Consider the following 20,268-nt stretch of genomic DNA (forward strand, 5'->3'; position numbering starts at 1 on the left):
CATGCCGCATGCCGGCCCGCCGCGTTCAACGTGGCGCCATGGCCAGCGCCACTGCCTCGGCCACGCGGATGCCGTCGACGGCGGCCGACATGATGCCACCCGCGTATCCAGCGCCTTCGCCAGCCGGGAACAGGCCGCGCGTGTTCAGGCTTTGCAGGTCGTCGTTGTTGCGCCGGATGCGGATCGGCGACGAGGTACGCGTTTCCACGCCCGTCAGTACCGCGTCTTCCTTGTAGTAGCCCTTGATCTGCTTGTCGAAGGCGACGAAGGCTTCACGCATCGCGACGATCGCGTAATCGGGCAGCGACGTGGCCAGGTCGGTCAGGTGTACGGCCGGCAGGAACGAGGGCGTGACCGAACCGAGCGACGTGGACGGCCGGCCTGCCACGAAGTCGCCCATCAGCTGGCCCGGTGCGTCATAGGTCGAGCCGCCCAGCACGAATGCGCGCGATTCGAGCTCGCGCTGGAACGCGATGCCGGCCAGCGGATGGCCCGGGAAATCCTCGGGCGTGATGCCGACCACGATGGCGCTGTTGGCATTGCGCTCGTTGCGCGAATACTGGCTCATGCCGTTGGTGACGACGCGGCCTTCTTCGCTGGACGCGGCCACCACCGTGCCGCCCGGGCACATGCAGAAGCTGTAGACCGAGCGGCCATTGGAGGCGTGGTGCACGATCTTGTAGTCGGCCGCGCCCAGCAGCTTGTTGCCGGCGTTCGGGCCGAAGCGGCAGACGTCGATCAGCGACTGCGGGTGCTCGACCCGGAAGCCGATCGAGAACGGTTTGGCTTCGATGTACACGCCGCGTTCGTACAGCATTTCGAAGGTGTCGCGCGCGCTGTGGCCGATGGCGATCGTCAGGTGGCGGGTGGGGATTTCTTCGCCGCTGGCCAGGCGCACGCCGACCACCTGGCGCACCCCGCCGGTTTCTTCGACCAGTACATCCTGCATGCGCGTATCGAAGCGCATTTCGCCGCCCAGGTTGATGATCTCGGCGCGCATCTGCTCGACCATCTTGACCAGGCGGAAGGTGCCGATGTGCGGCTTGCTGACGTACATGATCTCTTCGGGCGCGCCGAACTTGACGAACTCGGTAAGCACCTTGCGGCCGTAATGGTTGCTGTCCTTGATCTGGCTGTACAGCTTGCCGTCCGAGAAGGTGCCGGCGCCGCCTTCGCCGAACTGCACGTTCGACTCGGTATCGAGCTTGCGTTTGCGCCAGAAACCAAAGGTGTCGACGGTGCGCTCGCGCACGACCTTGCCGCGCTCGAGCACGATCGGGTTCAGGCCCATCTGCGCCAGGATCAGCGCGACGAACAGTCCGCACGGACCGGTGCCGACCACGACCGGGCGCGGGGTGCCGGGGGCTGGTTTGGCGGCATTGACAAACTTGTACTCGACGTCGGGCGCGCGCATGACGTGCGGATCGCGCAGCTTGGCCAGCACGGCCTCGTCGTCGGCGACAGTCGCGTCGATCGAGTAGATCAGGACGATGGCGGCTTTCTTGCGCGCGTCATAGCTGCGCTTATAGACGGCAAAGTCGAGCAGGTCGGCATCAAGGATGCCAAGGCGCGCCAGGATGGCGTCGCGCAGGGCAGCGTCCGGGTGGTTCAGGGGCAGTTTGAGTTCGTTGATACGTAACATAGGTTCGCGACGGTGCGCCGGGAAGGGCGAGAAGATCAATCCGCTATTTTACTTCAGTGATGCACCATCGCCGCATCTGACCAGCGGCCTTTCCCTCGGGTGTCGTGCGCCTGCCAATAAAATTTTTTTTACTGCTTACCAGTCATAAGTAGATCAAATATCCTTCCCGCATTTTTAGCATGTCCGAGCCCATAAAATTTTGTGTTTTATGGTGACTGCAAAATCTTCAACGCCGAGAAAACCGGTTTCCCAACGTATGTTCTACAACCATCGTAGGGTGCATAAGAATAGACGGAAAATTGCTGACAGGCCTCTTTTGGTGCATTGCAACGCGTAAAAAGTGCGGCGCTGCACCATTCTGGCCAATTTTATTCACCGTCGTGCCTAAGCGTCCTCTAAGTGTTGTTTATATGCATAACGCCAATGCGTGTTGTTGACACGGTAACTTTGCACGTGGTTTTATGTAACTGCACCCGCGCCAGAATTATCAATTAAATGAATATTCCGGGAATTGGGTCAGGGGAGAAATCAGGAATGCAGTCGCACCAGTGATTCGCAAAGTAAAACCATGATTGGCATCCCCATAAGGGGTGTTGAAAAAATAAACAGGAAATCACAATGTTGAAAAAAACCGTTTTAGTACATGCTCTGAGCCTCGCATTCTGCGGTGCCGTCATCAGTGTCGCCTCGATGGCGCCGGCGATGGCACAGTCGAACGCATCGGGTTCGGTCTACGGTAAAGTTGCAGGCGGAACCGGCGATACGGTGACGCTGGTTAACTCGGGTACCAACGCAACGCGCACGACGACCGTCGATGCAAGTGGCAACTTCCGTGTTACCAGCCTTCCTATCGGTGTCTACACTGCGACGCTGACCAAGGGCGGCGCGAGCGTCGGCAGTACCCAGGTCGAGGTTCTGGCTGGTCAGGGTATCGAAGCGAGTTTTGCGACTGCAGTGGCAGGTGGTGTTCAATCGGTCCAGGTGAGCGGTCGCCGCAACCGGATCGACGTGTCGAGCTCGAACAACGGTGCCACGTTCACGGCGCGCGAGCTGGAAAAACTGCCGGTCGCCCGCACTGTCGAGTCGATCGTTCAACTGGCCCCGAACACCACGCGCGGCGATCCGAGCTACCCTGCCGGCGCCAGCTTCGGCGGCGGTGCGGCATCCGAGAATGCGTACTATATCAACGGCATGGTTGCGACCAACGCGCTGTCGCAGCTGGGCGCAATGGAGCTGCCGTTCGGCGCGATCGCGCAAGCGCAGATCCTGACCGGTGGCTTCGGTGCCGAATTCGGCCGCTCGACCGGCGGCGTGGTCAATATCACGACCAAGTCCGGTACCAACACCTGGGAAGCCGGCGGCATGGCGTCCATCACGCCAAAATCGACCCGCGCCAAGTACCATGACTTGTACTATGCAAACACGGGCGCGTTCCCACGCACTGACGGCACGCTGTACCAGCGCCGTGAAGACAATGAGCTGACCGAGAAGCAATATTCGGCATGGGCCGGCGGCCCGCTGATCAAGGACACCCTGTTCGGCTTCGTGGCACTGGAACAGACCGAACGCGAACAGAATCTGGTGAACGGTACCAGCGCATCGACCGTGTTGGGCAGCACCGGTTACCGCGAAGCAGAGACGACGACCAAGCGCTACCTGGCTAAGGTGGACTGGAACATCAACGATAACCATCGTCTCGAATTCACCTCGGTCGGCGACCTGCCGGAAACCGACCTGCGTTACCGCTCGTACAACTACGCGACCCGCGCTGTCGGTTCGACGGTCAATTCCGAAATCCACCAGGAATTCGGCCCGATCAATCCGAACGGGGGCAAGCTCAATAGCCTGCGTTACATCGGCAATATCACCGACGACCTGACCATTAGCGCCCTGTACGGCAAGACCAAGTCTGACCATATCTATGAGCCGACGGGGTACGATCCGACCATTCTTCAAATCACGGCATCGCCCGAGAACCGCGCGCCGGGCCTGGCTTACGTCGGCGGACAGCGCATCACCGGCAGCATCCCGCTGAACGGCGCGACTGACGAAGTAACCTCCAAGCGTCTGGATCTCGAATACAAGCTTGGCAACCACACCCTGCGCGCGGGTCTGGACAACAATAAAGCGGTCTCGGTCAATGCGGGCGACGCGTATGCCGGCGGCGGTATCTGGACGTATCTGCGTGAAGTCAATGCGAATGGCACGCCGCAGGTCACCCAGCCATTTGCAGGTGATGGTGTCGATGTCCCGGCGCTGGGGCAATTTGGTGGTCTTGCAGCGCAAGGCTACTATGTGAACCGGTCGATCGTTTCGACCGTCTCGAATGCGTTCGCTGGTCAGGATGCGCAGTATCTGGAAGACCGCTGGCAAGTCACGCCAGACGTGCTGTTGACCCTGGGCGTGCGTCGTGAAGGTTTCTACAATGCGAACCAGGACAACGTCAAGTACATCGAGATGAAGAACCAGATCGCGCCGCGTGCCAACGTGGCGTGGGACGTGAATGGCGATGGTACCTTCAAGGTCTTCGGTAGTGCCGGCCGCTACACGGTGCAGATCCCGACCTTGGTTGCACTGCGCGGCGCCAATGGCTCGACGTTTACCAATCAGTACTATGCCTACACCGGCACCGATGCGAATGGCCAGCCGACCGGCCTGACGCAGTTGACGGGCATTGGCTCGACGAACAACGAGTTCGGCCAGGCCAAGGATCCGAAAACGGTCGCCGCGCAAGACATGAAGCCTGCTTTCCAGGACGAAATCACGTTCGGCCTGGAGCGTCAGTTGACGCCAGACTACAACTTCGGCGCCAAGTTCACCTATCGGACGCTGCGTTCGACCATCGATGACACCTGCGACGCCCGTCCGTTCAACGCGTACGCCGCGCGAAATGGCATCAATACCGACAACTATGCAGGTTTCGGTTGCGCAAGCTTCAACCCGGGCGAAGCCAACGATTTCCTCGTGGATTACGCGGGCAACGGTACCTACACGCAAGTTAATCTGACCAAGGAAGACCTGGGCTTCGACAAGCCGAAACGTACTTATGCGGCGCTCGACTTCTTCCTGGAACACGGTTACCGCAACGGCTGGTACGCCAAGGTCAACTACACCCTGGGCCGCAGCAAGGGCAATACCGAGGGTCAGACCCTGTCTGATACCGCAGTTGCGCAAGGCGACGTGGCCGCAACCCAGACCTGGGATTACCCGGAGCTGATGGTGGGTTCGAATGGCTTGCTGCCAAACGATCGCAAGCACCAGATCAAGGCCTTCGGCTTCGTCGATGTGACTGAAGAAATCGTTATTGGCGGCAACCTGCTGCTGGCATCGGGTCGTCCGCGTTCGTGCTCCGGCACCAACCCGATCACCAGTGTTCCGGGCTGGGAAGGTCCGAACTATCAGTCGGCTTCGCGCTACTGCTTCGGCGCAACTGGTGCTCAGAACACCCTGGTTCAACGTGGTACGCTTGGTCGTTTGCCATGGGAGAAGACGCTCGACCTGAACGTCGTCTACCGTCCGACCTTCCTGGCTGGCCTGGCACTGAAAGTAGACGTGTTCAACGTGTTCAATGACCAGTCGGTGCAGAAGGTCAACGAGCGTTATAACACCGGCAATGCTCGCTACGCACTGTACGAAACGCCGACCTACCTGAGCGCACCACGTGCAGCGAAGTTCTCGGTCGAGTACAACCGCCGGTTCAACTGATCGCGTGGTTCACGGCTCGCATCGCAGCACACTGGCAGTGACAAGCCGGTGATGGTGCCGATGACGTAGCCGTGCAGATTGTCTGGCAGTGATGTGCACCCGTGCCATCACGATCTTTACGGCCCGGTCGATACGTCGACCGGGCCGTTTTTCGTGTGCGCACGGCATGCATGCATTCTCCTGGATGGACGTGATGCCGCCAGGCAGAGCAGGCGGCATTCTGGCGTGCGATCACGTGGCTGGGAATCCACGGGTAAAGGTGACGGCCAGCGCAGTTGCGATTCGGCCGATCAATCAAGGCAAGAGCATGCGGCGATCGCGATATCGACGCTCAACATGCAGCGGTGCATCAGCCATCGGTAGGGCGCCGGATGGCCCTGTACCTGCCTCAGTGCGCGCTTCTGGACGGCGCCGTGTCAATATCCGTCATATGCCGCCCCAGACGCCGGCAAGCAAGGCGAGCGCGGCCAGTCCTGCCGTCTCAGTGCGCAGTACACGCGGGCCCATTGACAGGGCAATTGCACCGGCTTCCAGCGCTGCATCTTCTTCTTCCGGCGAGAACCCGCCCTCCGGCCCGATCATGATCGTCGCTGCCTGTGGAGCTCGGGCGCGCGCCCAGTCCGCCAGCGAATCCGTAGCGCGCGGTGTCAGCAGAATGCGCGGCGTGCCCGAAAGGGTCGTCAGCCAGTGCCTGAATTCGCTCAGTGCATGCAGCCGCACCAGTTGATTGCGCCCGCACTGTTCTGACGCAGAAATAATCACGCCCTGCCAGTGCGCCTGACGTTTTTCGGCGCGCTCGCCGGACAGGCGTACCACGCTGCGCTGCGCTGCCAGCGGCTGAATCGCGGCAGCGCCCAGTTCGACCGCCTTCTCGACCACCCAGTCCATCTTGGTCCCTTCCGGCAGCGCCTGGGCCAGCGTGATCGCGTAGGGAGCCTCGACATCGCGCAGCTCCAGCGCATCGATATTTACAGTGGCATGCCTTTTGCTGATCGCAGTGACTGTGGCCGCATATTGATTGCCTTCGCCGTTGAACAGGGTGAGCGTGGCACCTGTTGGAAAACGGACAACGTTCAGATGGTGGGCTACCTCAATGGGCAGGTCGACGGCTGTGCCAGGCGTCAGCGGCTGGGGAATATAGAAGCGGGGCATGTTGTGCTTGCTCAGTAAGTGTAGCGATGAAGCACATTGTAGTGTGCCAGCGTGAGCCGGACAAATGTGCGAACTGATTGGCGCCGGCCGCCAAAATCGGCATGCGAGCCACGAGGTGTCATTTTTTAGACACAACGCGCGATGTGTATTGACAGTTAGCCAGCGGAAATGATTCCATGACATCAACGCGTTGCCTCACATGCGTCGCGTCTTCAGACCGAAAGAGAGGTTGCACGGTATCTATATCGCCATAGAGCGTAATCCGAAGTTGACCGCAAAAATTGTTGTTCAATACGTGGGAAGATAAGAATGATTAAAGAGAAAGCACTTACGCGCGCTGTTCGCCTCACCCTGGTCGTTGCCGGCCTGAGCGCAGCAATTCATCCGGCCCTGGCGCAAGATGCCGCCAATGTGGTGCAAGTGACAGGTACACGCATCACATCGCCAGGGTTCGCGTCAAACAGCCCGATCTCATCGATCAGTGCCGAAGAGATTCGCACCACCCAGCCAATCGCCGTCGAAGAATTCTTCAAGTCGCTCCCATCGGCGAGCGCGGCAGTCGGCCCGGCGACCAATAACGGCACGGGGGGTGGTGCGACCATCGACTTGCGCGGCCTGGGCGCAAACCGTTCGCTGGTGCTGGTCAACGGTCGTCGCCTGGTGCCGTTCAATCTGAATGGCACGGTCGATACCAACTCGATTCCCATTGCATTGCTCAGCCGCGTCGATGTGCTGACCGGAGGCGCATCGGTCGTGTATGGCGCCGACGCCGTTGCCGGCGTGGCCAACTTCAACCTGCGCCGCAATTTCACCGGCGTCGACATCAGCAGCACGTACGGCGCCAGCGCCGACGAGCGTGACACCAAACGTCGCCGCACCGACATCACCATGGGCAGTTCGCTGGCCGATGGCCGCGGCAATGTGGTGCTGAGCCTGGGCAAGACCAAATCCGACCCGCTGACGCAGGGTGAGCGCGACTTCGGTATCACCAGCCTGAACTCGGTCACCGGCGCACCGACTGGTTCGACCACCGGCCTGCCAGGCATCTTCTCGACCACCGTGGGCCCGGGCGGCACCACGGCACTGTCGGGTAACTCGCAGATCGATCCTGCTACCGGCCGTCTCGTACAGCCAGCTGTTCCCTACAACACCAATCCGCCGAATTACTACGCAACCGGCCTGGATCGCACGCAGGTCACCGCGCTGGGCAATTTCCGCATCAACGATCACGCCGAGGTGTATTCCGACGTGTTCTATACCGGCAGCGAAGTGTCGTCGGCGCTGGCCGAATCGGGCACCTTCGGCAATACCTTCCAGGTGCCGATCGGCAATCCGTATATTCCTCAGGCAGCGCGCAATCAGCTCTGCTTGCGGCGCGGCATTTCGACCGCCAACTGCGTCGCAGGCAACCCGACGCTGGTGCCGCTGACCATCGGTCGTCGCTTTGTCGAACTCGGTCCGCGTTTTAACGACTTCGACAACAAGACGCTGCAGTACACGGTGGGTCTGAAGGGCGATATCGCTGCCAACTGGACCTATGACGGTTACTGGAGCAGCGGCACTGCCGAACAGACCCAGACCCGCCTGAACTGGGGTTCGCTGTCGAAAGTCAGCCAGGCGCTCAACGCCCTGAGCACGACCGCCTGCGTCAACCCGGCCAACGGTTGCGTACCATTGAACGTGTTCGGTGCTGCCGGTTCAATCACGCCGGAGCAGTTGGCCTTTATCAATCAGTCCGCGATTCTGCGCCAGAAAGTCAGGCAGGATGTTGCTGCGCTCTCGCTCTCGGGCGACCTGGGCGAGACCCTGCGCAGCCCGTTTGCCGAAGATCCGATTGCCATCTCGTTGCTGGCCGAGCACCGCAAGGTCATCGCCAGCACGCAGTCTGACGCCGCTTCACAGATCCAGAGTGAAGTGCTCGGCACCGGGGCGCCGACGCCGGACCGTACCGGCCAGTTCTCGCTGATGGAGTACGGGGTCGAGATGTTCGTTCCGCTTGTCAAAAACAAGCCGTTCATCCGTTCGCTCAACGCCGAACTCGGTTATCGTGAAACCAGCTTCAAGACCAACACCAAGACCAATTACGGCAGCTGGAAAGCTGGCGGCGAATGGGCGCCGGTGCAGGCGTTCCGTATTCGCGGCATGCTGCAGAAAGCCACCCGCGCACCCAACGTCAACGAGCTGTTCGCGCCAAATGTCACCGGCTTGTCGAACCTGGGTACCGATCCATGCCAAGGTGCACGCATCAATGCAGGGCAGGCCAATACGCCCGGCACGCTGTCGAATCTGTGCCGCCTGACCGGCGTGCCGCTGAGTGAGATCGGCAGTCTGCCTGCGCCGTCGTCCGGCCAGATCAACAACCTCAGTGGTGGCAACCCGAATCTGGGCCCGGAATCGGCCAAGACCAAGACCTTCGGCTTCGTGCTCGAGCCACTGCCGCGTCTGGCTGTGTCGGTCGACTATTACAAGATCGACATCACGGATGCGGTGTCGTCGCCGTCGACCACCGATATCCTGGACGGTTGCTACAGCGCAGCGCTGAACCCTGGCTTTACGCTCAACGAAGCGTGCGCCATGATCGGCCGGAATACGGGCAACGGCACCTTCAACGGTGTGGAAGCGCGTGGCGTGCAGACGCCGCAGTCGAATCTTGGAACGCAGAGCACTGCAGGCTTTGACCTGAACGCAGGCTACCGCCTGAACATGAGTCAATTCGGGCTGGATACGCGTTACGGCAGCCTCGACCTCGGTCTGGGCGCGAACTTCGTTACCGACTACAAGTTCCAGGCTACCCCGACGTCGATCGAGCGTGACTGCCTCGGTTACTACAGTATCGCCTGCAACAACGTGGTCAGTGCCCCGGTCTACAAGCGCAAGTTCAACCAGCGCACGACATGGAACGTCGGCGCGTTTTCGGTGGGCTACAACTGGCGCTATGTCAGCTCGGTCATCGAAGAACCGGGCGGTACTGTGTTCCTGCCAGCGTTCTCGCAGATCAAGGCGTACCACTACGTCGACATGAACGCCAACTGGCGCTTCAACGAAAACGTGCGTGTGACCCTGTCGGTAGTGAATCTGGCCGACAAGAAACCGCCTATCGTTGGCGGTTCGATCGGTGGCACCGGCCCGAACAGCGGTAACACCTTCCCGCAAAGCTATGACGTGATTGGTCGTTACGTCACCTTGGGCGCCAACGTCAAGTTCTGATCGACGTCGTCGCAAGTGCGAGGGCCGCCGGCGGCCTTCGTTCCAAGCCCGGTGCACGCACCGGGCTTTTTGTTTGGTGCATTATCTGGCGCGCCACCGTCACCTGGCGCGCTCCCGTTATCTGTCGATCACGCGGGCAGGACCCGCATTTTCCTGCTGTCGAGAGAAGCGCTTTCGATAACGTCCACCTGCCCTCTGTTAAAATAACGGGCTACGGCCACATGGCGGCCACCAGCTTTCCAATCCCTGATCCCCGATCTCCATGAAATCTACGCAAACCACCACCCTGATGGCCAACGCGATCCGCGCGCTGGCGATGGACGCTGTTCAGCAAGCCAACTCGGGCCACCCGGGCATGCCAATGGGCATGGCCGAGATCGCCGTTGCGCTGTGGGACAAGCACTACCGTCACAATCCGGCCAATCCGGGCTGGATGAACCGCGACCGCTTCCTGCTGTCGAACGGCCATGGCTCGATGCTGCATTACGCGCTGCTGCATCTGGCAGGCTACGACCTGACGATGGACGACCTGCGCGCGTTCCGCCAGATGCATTCGAAGACGCCGGGTCACCCTGAAGTGGGCATCACCCCGGGCGTGGAAACGACCACCGGTCCGCTGGGGCAGGGTATCGCCAACTCGGTCGGCATGGCGCTGGCCGAATGGCTGCTGGGCTACGAATTCAACCGTCCGGGCTACGACGTGGTGGATCACTACACCTATGCGTTCCTGGGCGACGGCTGCCTGATGGAAGGCATCTCGCACGAAGTGGCGTCGCTGGCCGGCACCCTCAAGCTGAACAAGCTGATCTGGCTGTACGACGACAACGGCATCTCCATCGACGGCAAGGTCGAAGGCTGGTTCACCGATGATACGCAAAAGCGCTTTGAAGCCTATGGCTGGAACGTGATCCCGAAGGTCGACGGCCACAGCGTCGCAGCTGTCGATGCGGCCATCGAGCAAGCCAGGACGTCGGATCGTCCAACGCTGATCTGCTGCAAGACGATCATCGGCAAGGGCGCCCCGAATCTGGAAGGCGGCGACAAGGTCCACGGCGCGCCACTGGGCGACAAGGAAATTGCTGCCGTACGTCAGCACCTGGTCTGGGATCCGATCCCGTTCGACATTCCTGCCGAACTGTACGAAGCATGGGACGCGAAAGAGCGCGGCGCCCAGGCTGAAGGCGAGTGGAACACGATGTTCGCGGCCTACCGCGGCGCGCACCCCGAGCTGGCGAGCGAATTCGAGCGCCGCATGAAAGGCGAGCTGTCGGGTGAATTCACCAAGGCGCTGGACGCCGCGATTGCGAGCTGCATCGAGAAGCAGGAAACCATCGCCACCCGCAAGGCCTCGCAAAATGCGATCCAGGCGCTGGCCGCGAGCCTGCCAGAATTTTTGGGCGGCTCGGCCGACCTGACCGGTTCGAACCTGACCAACTGGAAAGAATCGGTCGCCGTCCGCTCGGGCATCGCCGGCAACCACATCAACTACGGCGTTCGCGAATTCGGCATGGCCGCGATCCAGAACGGCGTGGCGCTGCATGGCGGTTTCATCCCGTTCGGCGCAACGTTCCTGACCTTCTCGGACTACAGCCGCAATGCGCTGCGCATGGCCTCGCTGATGAAGATCCGTTCGATCTCGGTGTTCACGCACGACTCGATCGGTCTGGGTGAAGACGGTCCAACCCACCAGTCGGTCGAGCACGTCTCGTCGCTGCGCCTGATCCCGGGCCTGGACAACTGGCGTCCGTGCGACACGGTCGAATCGGCCGTGGCATGGGGCGCAGCAGTCCAGCGCAAGGATGGTCCGACGACGCTGATCTTCTCGCGCCAGAACCTGCCGTTCATGGCCCGCGACGCCCAGCAGGTGACCGACGTCGCCAAGGGCGGCTATGTGCTGCGCGACACGCCGGACGCCAAGGTCATCTTCATCGCCACCGGCTCGGAAGTCGAACTGGCCGTCAAGGCCTTCGACGCACTGGCCGCTGAAGGCATCGCCGCACGCGTCGTCTCGATGCCGTCGACCGACGTGTTCGACCGCCAGGACGCCGCCTACAAGGCCAGCGTGCTGACCCGCGGCACGCCGCGCGTGGCCATCGAAGCCGGCATCACCGCCTTCTGGTACAAGTATGTGGGCCTGGAAGGCGCCGTGGTCGGCATCGACACCTTCGGCGAATCGGCGCCGGCGCCCGTGCTGTTCAAGCACTTCGGCTTCACCGTCGAGAACGTGGTTGCCAAGGCCAAACAAGTTATCGCAGCGTAAGCATTCGCCAGAAAACGGACTGTCCCAGAGGGATGGTCCGTTTTACTATGTTCGTTACGAAAAAGTTTTTTTTCTAATCAGGAGCCAAGCATGACGATCAAAGTTGCAATCAATGGTTATGGCCGTATCGGCCGCAATATCCTTCGCGCATTCTACGAAGGCGGCAAACAACAGGACATCCAGATCGTGGCGATCAATGACCTCGGCAATGCCGAGTCGAACGCCCATCTGACCCGCTACGACACGGCCCACGGCAAGTTCCCTGGCACCGTCACGGTCGAAGGCGACAACATGATCGTGAACGGCGATCCGATCCGTGTGTTCGCGCAGCGCAACCCTGCCGAAATCCCATGGGGCGAGCTGGGCGTGGACGTGGTGCTCGAGTGCACCGGTTTCTTCACCACCAAAGAAAAAGCATCGGCCCACATCAAGGGCGGCGCCAAGAAAGTCATCATCTCGGCCCCGGGCGGCAAGGATGTCGACGCGACCATCGTGTTCGGCGTGAACCAGGACGTGCTGAAAAGCTCGGACACCGTGATCTCGAACGCATCGTGCACCACCAACTGCCTGGCCCCGCTGGTCAAGCCGCTGCATGACGCCATTGGCCTGGAAACCGGCCTGATGACCACCGTGCACTCGTACACCAATGACCAGGTGCTGACCGACGTGATGCACGAAGACCTGCGCCGCGCCCGCTCGGCCACGCAGTCGATGATCCCGACCAAGACCGGCGCTGCCGCTGCAGTCGGCCTGGTGCTGCCAGAGCTGAACGGCAAGCTGGACGGCTTTGCGATCCGCGTGCCAACCATCAACGTGTCGATCGTCGACCTGACCTTCATCGCCAAGCGCGACACCACCGTCGATGAAATCAACGAGATCATGAAGACGGCCGCCGACGGCGCGCTGAACGGCATCCTGACGTACCAGACCGAGCCGCTGGTGTCGGTTGACTTCAACCACAACCCGGCCTCGTCGAACTTCGACGCGACCCTGACCAAAGTGTCGGGCCGCCTGGTCAAAGTGACGTCGTGGTACGACAACGAGTGGGGCTTCTCGAACCGCATGCTCGACACCACCGTCGCACTGATGAACGCCAAATAACTCCGCGTTTTCCTCATCGATCACCCCGGCGTGCCAGATGGTCGCCGGGGTTTTTTTTGCGCTACGCTGGTGCATTGTGCAGGAAGGACAGCGCACCCGATCGGGGAAGCCCTGCAGACGAAACCTTCAGGACGACCGGGATTAAAATCAGGTTTGTGACAGGAAATATGAAGGATTAACATTGTGCTGATCAACGGTTGCAACTTAACAACGATTTTTTGCACAACATCCATCGTATTGACGATGACTGAAGTAAATATATCAATACGTAATGGGGATATTTTCGATGACGTTAGGCATGGGTTTCATGCAGTTACGGTAAATCATTAACGACAGGAATCTTTCTTGTTGCATCGCAGCACGTATTTGCACTGGTTTGATAGCACCACGGTTGCCATAATTAAATGAGTGCCAGAGGGAGGCGAGTGAGAGACATGCCCTGATTTGGCGCGTTTTATGAATGCAACTAAGGATGAACCAATGAAGTTGAAAGAGAAAATGAGCGTGCGCGCAGTGCGCATCGCCCTTGGCCTGGTTTCCACTCTGGCTGTGTCCCAAGCAATGGCCCAGGAAGCGCCAATGCAGCGCGTCGAAGTGACCGGTTCCGCGATCAAGCGCATCAACGTCGAAGGCGCCTTGCCGATCCAGACCCTCAGCCAGGAAGCGATTGCCAAAACTGGCGCGACCAGCGTTGCCGAACTGATTCAGACCCTGCCAGCGATGCAGGGCTTTACCATCGGCGCGATTGCCGCCGGCACCAACTCGGGCGGCCGCGTCTCGGCATCGATCCACGACATCGGCGAATCGTACACATTGGTGCTGCTTAATGGCCGTCGTCTGGCGCCGCAAGGCTCGGGCGGCACGGTCAACCTGCAAGCCATTCCGATGAGCGCGGTCGAGCGCGTCGAGATCCTGACCGACGGCGCTTCGGCACTGTACGGCTCGGATGCAATTGCAGGCGTCATCAACTTCGTGCTGAAAAAGAACCAGCAGGGCGGCGACATCGAGGCGAACTACAGCCAGCCGACCGCCGGCAAGGCAGGCGGTTCGCGCTACATCGCCGCAACGTACGGCATGGGCGACCTGGACACCGACGGCTGGAACGTGCTGGCCAGCTACCGCCGCGACGAGCAGGACCAGATCCTGTCGACCGAACGCGACTTCGCCGACACGGCTTTCCGTCGCTTCTCGCGCAACGGCACCAACTATGTCTACGACAACACCAGCACCGCATCGGTGCCGGCCAACGTCACGGTAGCGTTCCGCAACCCGGCCGGCGTCGCCGCACTGCCAGCGGTCGGCTTCTCGCCGTACCTGCTGGCCAACGGCAATTGCCCGACGCTGACCGTGCCGAGCATCAACAACAACGGCACCACCGCGCGCAACTGCACCTTCGACTACATCCAGACCGTCGAGATGGTCCCGGAAAACAAGCGTGACAGCCTGTTCCTGAAGGGCACCAAGAAGCTGGGCGAGAACTGGGAAGTGTTCACCGACATCGCTTACTCGCGCTTCGACCTGACCGCACGCATCGCGCCGAATACCGCGCCGTTCACGATCGTCGCGGGTTCGCCGCAATTCAACCAGTACGTGGCGCCGTACCTGAACGCGACCCAGCTTGGCCGCGTCAACACCGTCTCGGGCAACTACCGGGCCTATGATTGGGGCACCCGCGACAGCCAGACCATCACCGAATCGAAGCACGCAGTGGCGGGCATCGAAGGCGAGTTCGCTGGCTGGAACATCAACAGCGCGCTGACCTGGTCGGAAAACTCGATCGACGAGCGCTATGTTGGCGGCTACATGAAGAACGCCGAGTTCCGCAACATGCTGACCAACCGCCTGTTCGATCCGTTTGCACCGATCGGCGCGCAAAGCGAAGCGACCCAGAAACTGATCGATGCCTCGATCTTCAACGGGTCGATCCGCAAAGCCTCGACCACCCTGAAGGCGGCCGACGTGCGCGGTTCGCATGAACTGTTCGCCCTTGGCGGCGGCGCAGCCCAGCTGGCCCTTGGCGCCGACTACCGCGAGTACCACTACCAGCAGGATCCATCGACGGACGCTGTCAATGGCGTGATCTACAACTTCAACGCGCCACCGCGCTACGACATGAAGCGCGACAACGTCGGCGCCTTCGCTGAAGTGCTCGCCCCGCTGACCAAGCAGATCGAAGTCACGGCGGCCCTGCGTTACGACAGCATCTCGGCCATCGACAACGGCGTCACCGGTCGCAAGGTCGGCAGCGACCAGTCGAAGACCACGTACAAGGTGTCGGCGCGTTACCAGCCGATGCCGGAACTGCTGTTCCGCGGTTCGTACGGCACGGGCTTCAAGGCGCCGGACATGCTCAGTCTGGCGCAGCCAACGGTCAACGCCGGCTTCACCGCATCGTCGTGGGCCTGCCCGATTCCTGACGCCACGCTGTGCCGCCCGGGTTCGACGCAGTACAACGTGCTCTCGACCGGCAACGAAAACCTGCGTCCAGAAACCTCGAAGCAATTCACCGTCGGCATGCGCTTCGAACCGTCGGCGCGCTTCTCGGCAGGCCTGGACCTGTGGGACGTGAAGATCAAGGATGCCGTGAGCGCCGTCAGCGAACAGCAGGCCTGGGCCGACACGACCAAGTTCCGCGAACTGTTCCAGACCTACACCGAACCTGCCACGGGCAACACCTACTGGGCGTTCCTGCAATCGTCGGTGAACATCGGCCAGGCCCATAACCGCGGCATCGACTGGGACCTGACCGGCCGCCAGCGCTTCGGTTTCGGCACCTGGACCACGACCCTGAATGGTACCTACATGCTCAAGGCGGACTACACCCGTCCGGGCACGAGCAACGAGTTCACCAACAGCCTGAACTACTTCGGCATCAACAACGCCGTCACGTTCCGTCACATCGTCCGTCTGTCGAGCTCGCTCGATACGGGCAAGCTGTCGAACTCGCTGATCGTCAACTACCGCAACGGCTACGTCGATGCGGCAGCCACCGTGCGTAACCTCGACACCGGTCTCAACGTACCCGGCTACCGCCTGGATGTGCCGTCGTTCCTGACGTTCGACTGGCAGGGTCGCTATGCGTTCACCGATGCCTTCACGCTGCGCGCCGGCATGAAGAACATTGCGAATCGCAAACCGCCACTGTCGCTGCGCGCCTCGTCGGGCCATCAGGTCGGCTTCGACCCGCGCTACGCCGATCCGCTCGGTCGTCAGCTGTACGTGACGGGCAACTACAAGTTCTGATCAGGACCTGAGCTGAACGAAAAAAGGGCCGGATCCTTGACGGGATCCGGCCCTTTTTTATCTTTCTATGTCTCGTCGCCGACCGGTCAGCGCGTGTCCGGCCACGGCGTCAGGATCTCGGCGCCATTTTTTGTCACCACCAGCATGTGTTCCCACTGCGCCGACAGCGAACCGTCGCGCGTCATCACGGTCCAGCCATCCTCTAACTGGATCACGTCATCTGCGCCCATATTGATCATCGGCTCGACCGTGAAGGTCATGCCTTCCTTTAGCAGCAGGCCCGTGTTCTTGCGACCGTAGTGCAGCACCTGCGGCTCTTCGTGATAGACGCGGCCGATGCCGTGGCCGCAGTAGTCGCGCACGACCGAGAAGCCGGCGCCTTCGGCCAGCTTCTGGATCGCGTGGCCGACGTCGCCCAGGCGCGCGCCGGGACCGACGGCATGGATGCCGGCCATCATGGCGTCATAAGTGACTTCCACCAGCTTCTTTGCTTCAGGCGACGGTGTGCCGGCAAAGTACATGCGGCTCGTGTCGCCATGCCAGCCATCCTTGATCACGGTGACATCGATGTTGACGATGTCGCCGTCCTTGAGGATGTCCTTGTCGCTCGGGATGCCGTGGCAGACCACCCCGTTGATCGACGTGCACAGGGTTTTCGGAAAACCGTGGTAACCGATATTGGCCGGCGTGGCCTTTTGCACCTTGCGGATGTAGTCGTGGCAGCGGCGGTCGAGTTCTTCGGTAGAGACGCCGGGGACGACGAATTCCCTGATCATGTCCAGCACTTCGGCGGCCATGCGGCCGGCCACACGCATCTTGGCGATGTCTTTGTCGTTCTTGAGTTTGATGGTCATACGGGGAGGAAGTGACGCGGCAGCGCCGCAGGCAAACCGCCATGATACCGCGTTGGCGCCAGCCGGGCAGGGCAGGGATGCAAAAATGCCCGCCAGGCTGGGGCCGGGCGGGCATTGGTCAGGACTTCAGGACAGGGTCTTGCGACCCCGGTCCATCAGAACGACTGGTTGTAGCGGACGTAGAAGAAGCGGTCCAGTGCCAGGTCGACGTCGACTGCCGATGCCGATGCCTGCGTGTTGTACACGATGCGTGGCGACTTGTCGAACACGTTGTTGATACCGACCAGGAAGCGGCCATCCCACGAGGTCTTGTAGCCGACGCTCAGGTCATGAATGATGTACGAACCGAGCTTGTTGGCGCCAGTACCCGAATCCGCGGTCACGAAGTTTGGCATGTTGCACTCGATCTGCTCTTCGACATCCCAGCACGCATCCTTCACCGGGCTGTAGTAACGGAAGCCCCAGGTGGCGCTCCAGTCACCCTTCGTCCAGTCGACGCTGGTGTTCGACTTCACGCGGTTGTAGAAGTACTCGCCCGCGTATTCCTTCCATGGCGTACCTGCGCCGTCGTTGGTACGGAACGAGTCGGTGTACGACGTTTCGTTACGAATCGAGAACTGGCCGTAGGCGGTGCGTGGCAGGCGGTACGTGATCGCCATGTCCAGGCCTTCGGTTTCCATCGAACCCAGATTGACGGTGCCGCGGTTCAGGCTGTTGAGCTGGCCGTTGGCGCCGCGCGAGACTTGGGAGCAGTAGGCCGGGTTGTTGGAAATGTAGCACTGGTTGGCGACATACTCGGCGCTCAACGCGGTGATACGGTTTTCGATCTTGATGTTGTACCAGTCAAAGCCGATGCTGAAGCCGCTCAGGAACGACGGGCTGTACACGAAACCGACGGTCTTGGTGACGGCGGTTTCCGGCACCAGCGTGTTGTTGCCTTCACCGGAGTTGAACGCCACCAGCGACTGGGTGCCGTTGGTGCTGGTGATCGGCGTGCCAGCCTGCTGCAGTTGACGGTAGGTCGGGGTGGTGCCGCGAGCGACGCAGTTGTCGCGCACGACCTGGTTGCCTGCAGCTTCGCCGAAGCGGGTGTCGCATGGATCCAGGAAGGTGTCGTACGACTGCGAGCCGCCGCCGAAGGTGTCGCCCAGGGTCGGTGCACGGAAGCCTTCTGCCCAGGTGCCGCGGAACAGCACATCCTTGACCGGCTTGTACATGAAGCTGGCCTTGCTGTTGTTGGTCACGCCGAAGTTGCTGTAGTCGGAGTGGCGGGTGGCCAGGTTGAAGCTCAGCAGTTCAGCGAATGGCTGGGCCTTCAGGACCGGGATGTTCAGCTCGGCATACGCTTCACGCACGGTGTAGCGGCCAAAGGTCGACTGACCCGACAGGTTGGTCGAGTAGCCGGACTGCGAGAACTGGTCAGGTACGTCCGAACCCTTGACTTCACGGTGTTCGATACCGACTGCCAGGCCCAGTGCACCTGCCGGCAGTTGATACAGTTCACCGGCCAGGTCGGCGGTGGCGCTGTTGATGGTCGAACCGTAGGTACGGGTACCGTTGGTGTTGACGTAAGCCAGTGCGTCAGCGGTCGAAGCCGATGGGCCGCCCAGGATGTCGAACGGCGTGCAGCTCGACATCATGATCGGATTGGCGGCAGTGCCGCACTGCACGACGCCGTTGGCGTTCAGGAACGATGGGCCAAGGGCTTTCTGCAGGTTCAGCAGGTTGATGTTACCGGTGTCCGACTGGGTGCCCGAGACCTTGTTGTGGTTGTAGCCTGCGCTCCAGTTCCATGCCAGATCCTTGACGGTGAATTCACCTTCCAGGGTGGCATCGATGTGCAGCGTGCGGTTTTCGTTGTCGGTGACACGTGGCAGTTCGATCGTGCGACGGGCAAAGAACAGATCCTGGCCGGTGCCGGCAGGAACGCCAGCAGCCTGATTGCCGAGCGGATTGTAGTAGCTGTCTGCATCGATGTAGACCGGGAAGCCCAGCTGCGAGGTCGATTGCAGTGGGTAGCCGGCGATGGTGCGGGTCGACTGACGCTGCGAGTACATCGCGGTCGTCTTCAGGCGCATGTCTTTCGGCAGCGCGATCTCGCCCTTGACGAACAGCGTGTCGAGCTTGTTCGGCGACAGCAGGTCCATTTGCTGGCTGGAGTTGAACTTGTCTTCAGGGGCGCCGTTGCCGTATGCGTGGTAGTTGTTGATGTCGCGCGAGCTTGCGCCCTGGCCCTGGCCGTCGAACGAGCCGGTGTGGTTCAGGTAACGATTGAAGCCGCCCTGGTTGAGGGGCAGTGCGCCGCCGCCGACCGGGTTGATCGGGGCAATGCGGCCCCATGGACCAGCACCGAGGCCGTCCAGTGGGTGCGCCGGACCGTACGAGGTCGACGTGATGTCGCGCGTCTGGGTGCCAACGCGGCCCTGTTCGGTGTGCGACAGGCCGAACATCAGCGAGGCCTTGTCGTCACCTGCGCCGTAGCTCAGCGAGAAGTCCTTGTTCTTGCCGTCGTTCTTTTCGTTCTGGCCGGTATAGATGGACAGCTGACCGCCCTGCATGTTCTTTTTCAGGATGATGTTGATCACGCCTGCAATCGCGTCCGAACCGTAGATCGAGGAGGCGCCATCCTTCAGGATTTCCATGCGCTCGATCATGGCCGACGGAATGGTCGACAGGTCGGTGAAGCCGTCAACCGACTGGGTCCAGCGCTTGCCGTCAACCAGCACCAGCAGGCGGTTCGAACCCAGGTTACGCAGGCTGACGAACTGGCCGCCGGCTTCCGGGTTCGAGGTCAGCGAGGCCGAACGGCTGAAGTCAGGCGCACCGGCCGATGACAGGTTGTTCAGGACGTCACCGACGGTCACCAGACCAGATTTCTGAATCTGTTCCTGGCTCATGATCTGCAGTGGCTGAGCCGTTTCCAGATCAACCTGGCGAATACGCGAACCGGTCACTTCAACGCGCTGTGGCGCAGCGACTTCCTGAGCGATCGCGGCGGTCATGCCAAGGGTCATACCGCCGAGGCAGATAGCGCGGACCGAACGGGACAAGAGTGTTTCCATCATGTTGCAGAACTCCTAGGGGTGTAAGCGCAGCGGGACCTG

At 61.0% G+C, this 20,268-nt stretch carries 9 protein-coding genes; 5 read left to right on the plus strand and 4 right to left on the minus strand.

From position 1 onward, the window contains the following. Positions 1 to 25: 25 nt before the first annotated feature. Positions 26 to 1,642, minus strand: a complete 1,617-nt coding sequence (locus tag AC56LH_RS02175; RefSeq protein WP_499643644.1) for an NAD(P)/FAD-dependent oxidoreductase — start codon at positions 1,640 to 1,642, stop codon at positions 26 to 28. A gap of 618 nt (positions 1,643 to 2,260) precedes the next feature. Here AC56LH_RS02175 and AC56LH_RS02180 point away from each other — a divergent pair. After that, positions 2,261 to 5,347, plus strand: a complete 3,087-nt coding sequence (locus AC56LH_RS02180; RefSeq protein WP_499643646.1) for a TonB-dependent receptor — start codon at positions 2,261 to 2,263, stop codon at positions 5,345 to 5,347. 426 nt (positions 5,348 to 5,773) lie between these two features. Here AC56LH_RS02180 and AC56LH_RS02185 read toward each other — a convergent pair whose 3' ends face one another. Further along, a complete protein-coding gene (locus AC56LH_RS02185) occupies positions 5,774 to 6,499 on the minus strand; it encodes a 16S rRNA (uracil(1498)-N(3))-methyltransferase (RefSeq protein WP_499643648.1) in 726 nt (241 codons plus the stop codon). A 309-nt stretch (positions 6,500 to 6,808) separates the two neighbouring features. Between AC56LH_RS02185 and AC56LH_RS02190 the strand changes: the two genes are divergently transcribed. From AC56LH_RS02190 to AC56LH_RS02205, 4 genes are all read left to right on the plus strand, one after another. Further along, positions 6,809 to 9,706 (plus strand): TonB-dependent receptor domain-containing protein, encoded by a 2,898-nt coding sequence (locus tag AC56LH_RS02190; protein ID WP_499643650.1) that lies wholly within the window; start codon positions 6,809 to 6,811, stop codon positions 9,704 to 9,706. 262 nt (positions 9,707 to 9,968) lie between these two features. After that, positions 9,969 to 11,966 (plus strand): transketolase, encoded by a 1,998-nt coding sequence (gene tkt, locus AC56LH_RS02195; protein ID WP_499643651.1) that lies wholly within the window; start codon positions 9,969 to 9,971, stop codon positions 11,964 to 11,966. A gap of 90 nt (positions 11,967 to 12,056) precedes the next feature. Then, entirely contained in the window at positions 12,057 to 13,067 is a 1,011-nt protein-coding gene (gap, locus tag AC56LH_RS02200; RefSeq protein WP_499643653.1) for a type I glyceraldehyde-3-phosphate dehydrogenase, read from the plus strand. A 480-nt stretch (positions 13,068 to 13,547) separates the two neighbouring features. Next, on the plus strand, positions 13,548 to 16,310 hold the full coding sequence (locus AC56LH_RS02205; RefSeq protein ID WP_499643655.1) for a TonB-dependent receptor: 2,763 nt from the start codon (positions 13,548 to 13,550) through the stop codon (positions 16,308 to 16,310). Between the two features lie 86 nt (positions 16,311 to 16,396). On the opposite strand, the gene map is transcribed toward AC56LH_RS02205, so the two are convergent. After that, entirely contained in the window at positions 16,397 to 17,164 is a 768-nt protein-coding gene (gene map, locus AC56LH_RS02210; protein ID WP_499643657.1) for a type I methionyl aminopeptidase, read from the minus strand. 155 nt (positions 17,165 to 17,319) lie between these two features. Next, complete coding sequence (locus AC56LH_RS02215) at positions 17,320 to 20,166, minus strand: TonB-dependent receptor domain-containing protein (RefSeq protein WP_499643659.1); 2,847 nt, start codon at positions 20,164 to 20,166, stop codon at positions 17,320 to 17,322. Positions 20,167 to 20,268: the final 102 nt, after the last annotated feature.

It is taken from the genome of Telluria sp. LT1R51-2 (genome assembly GCF_059685775.1).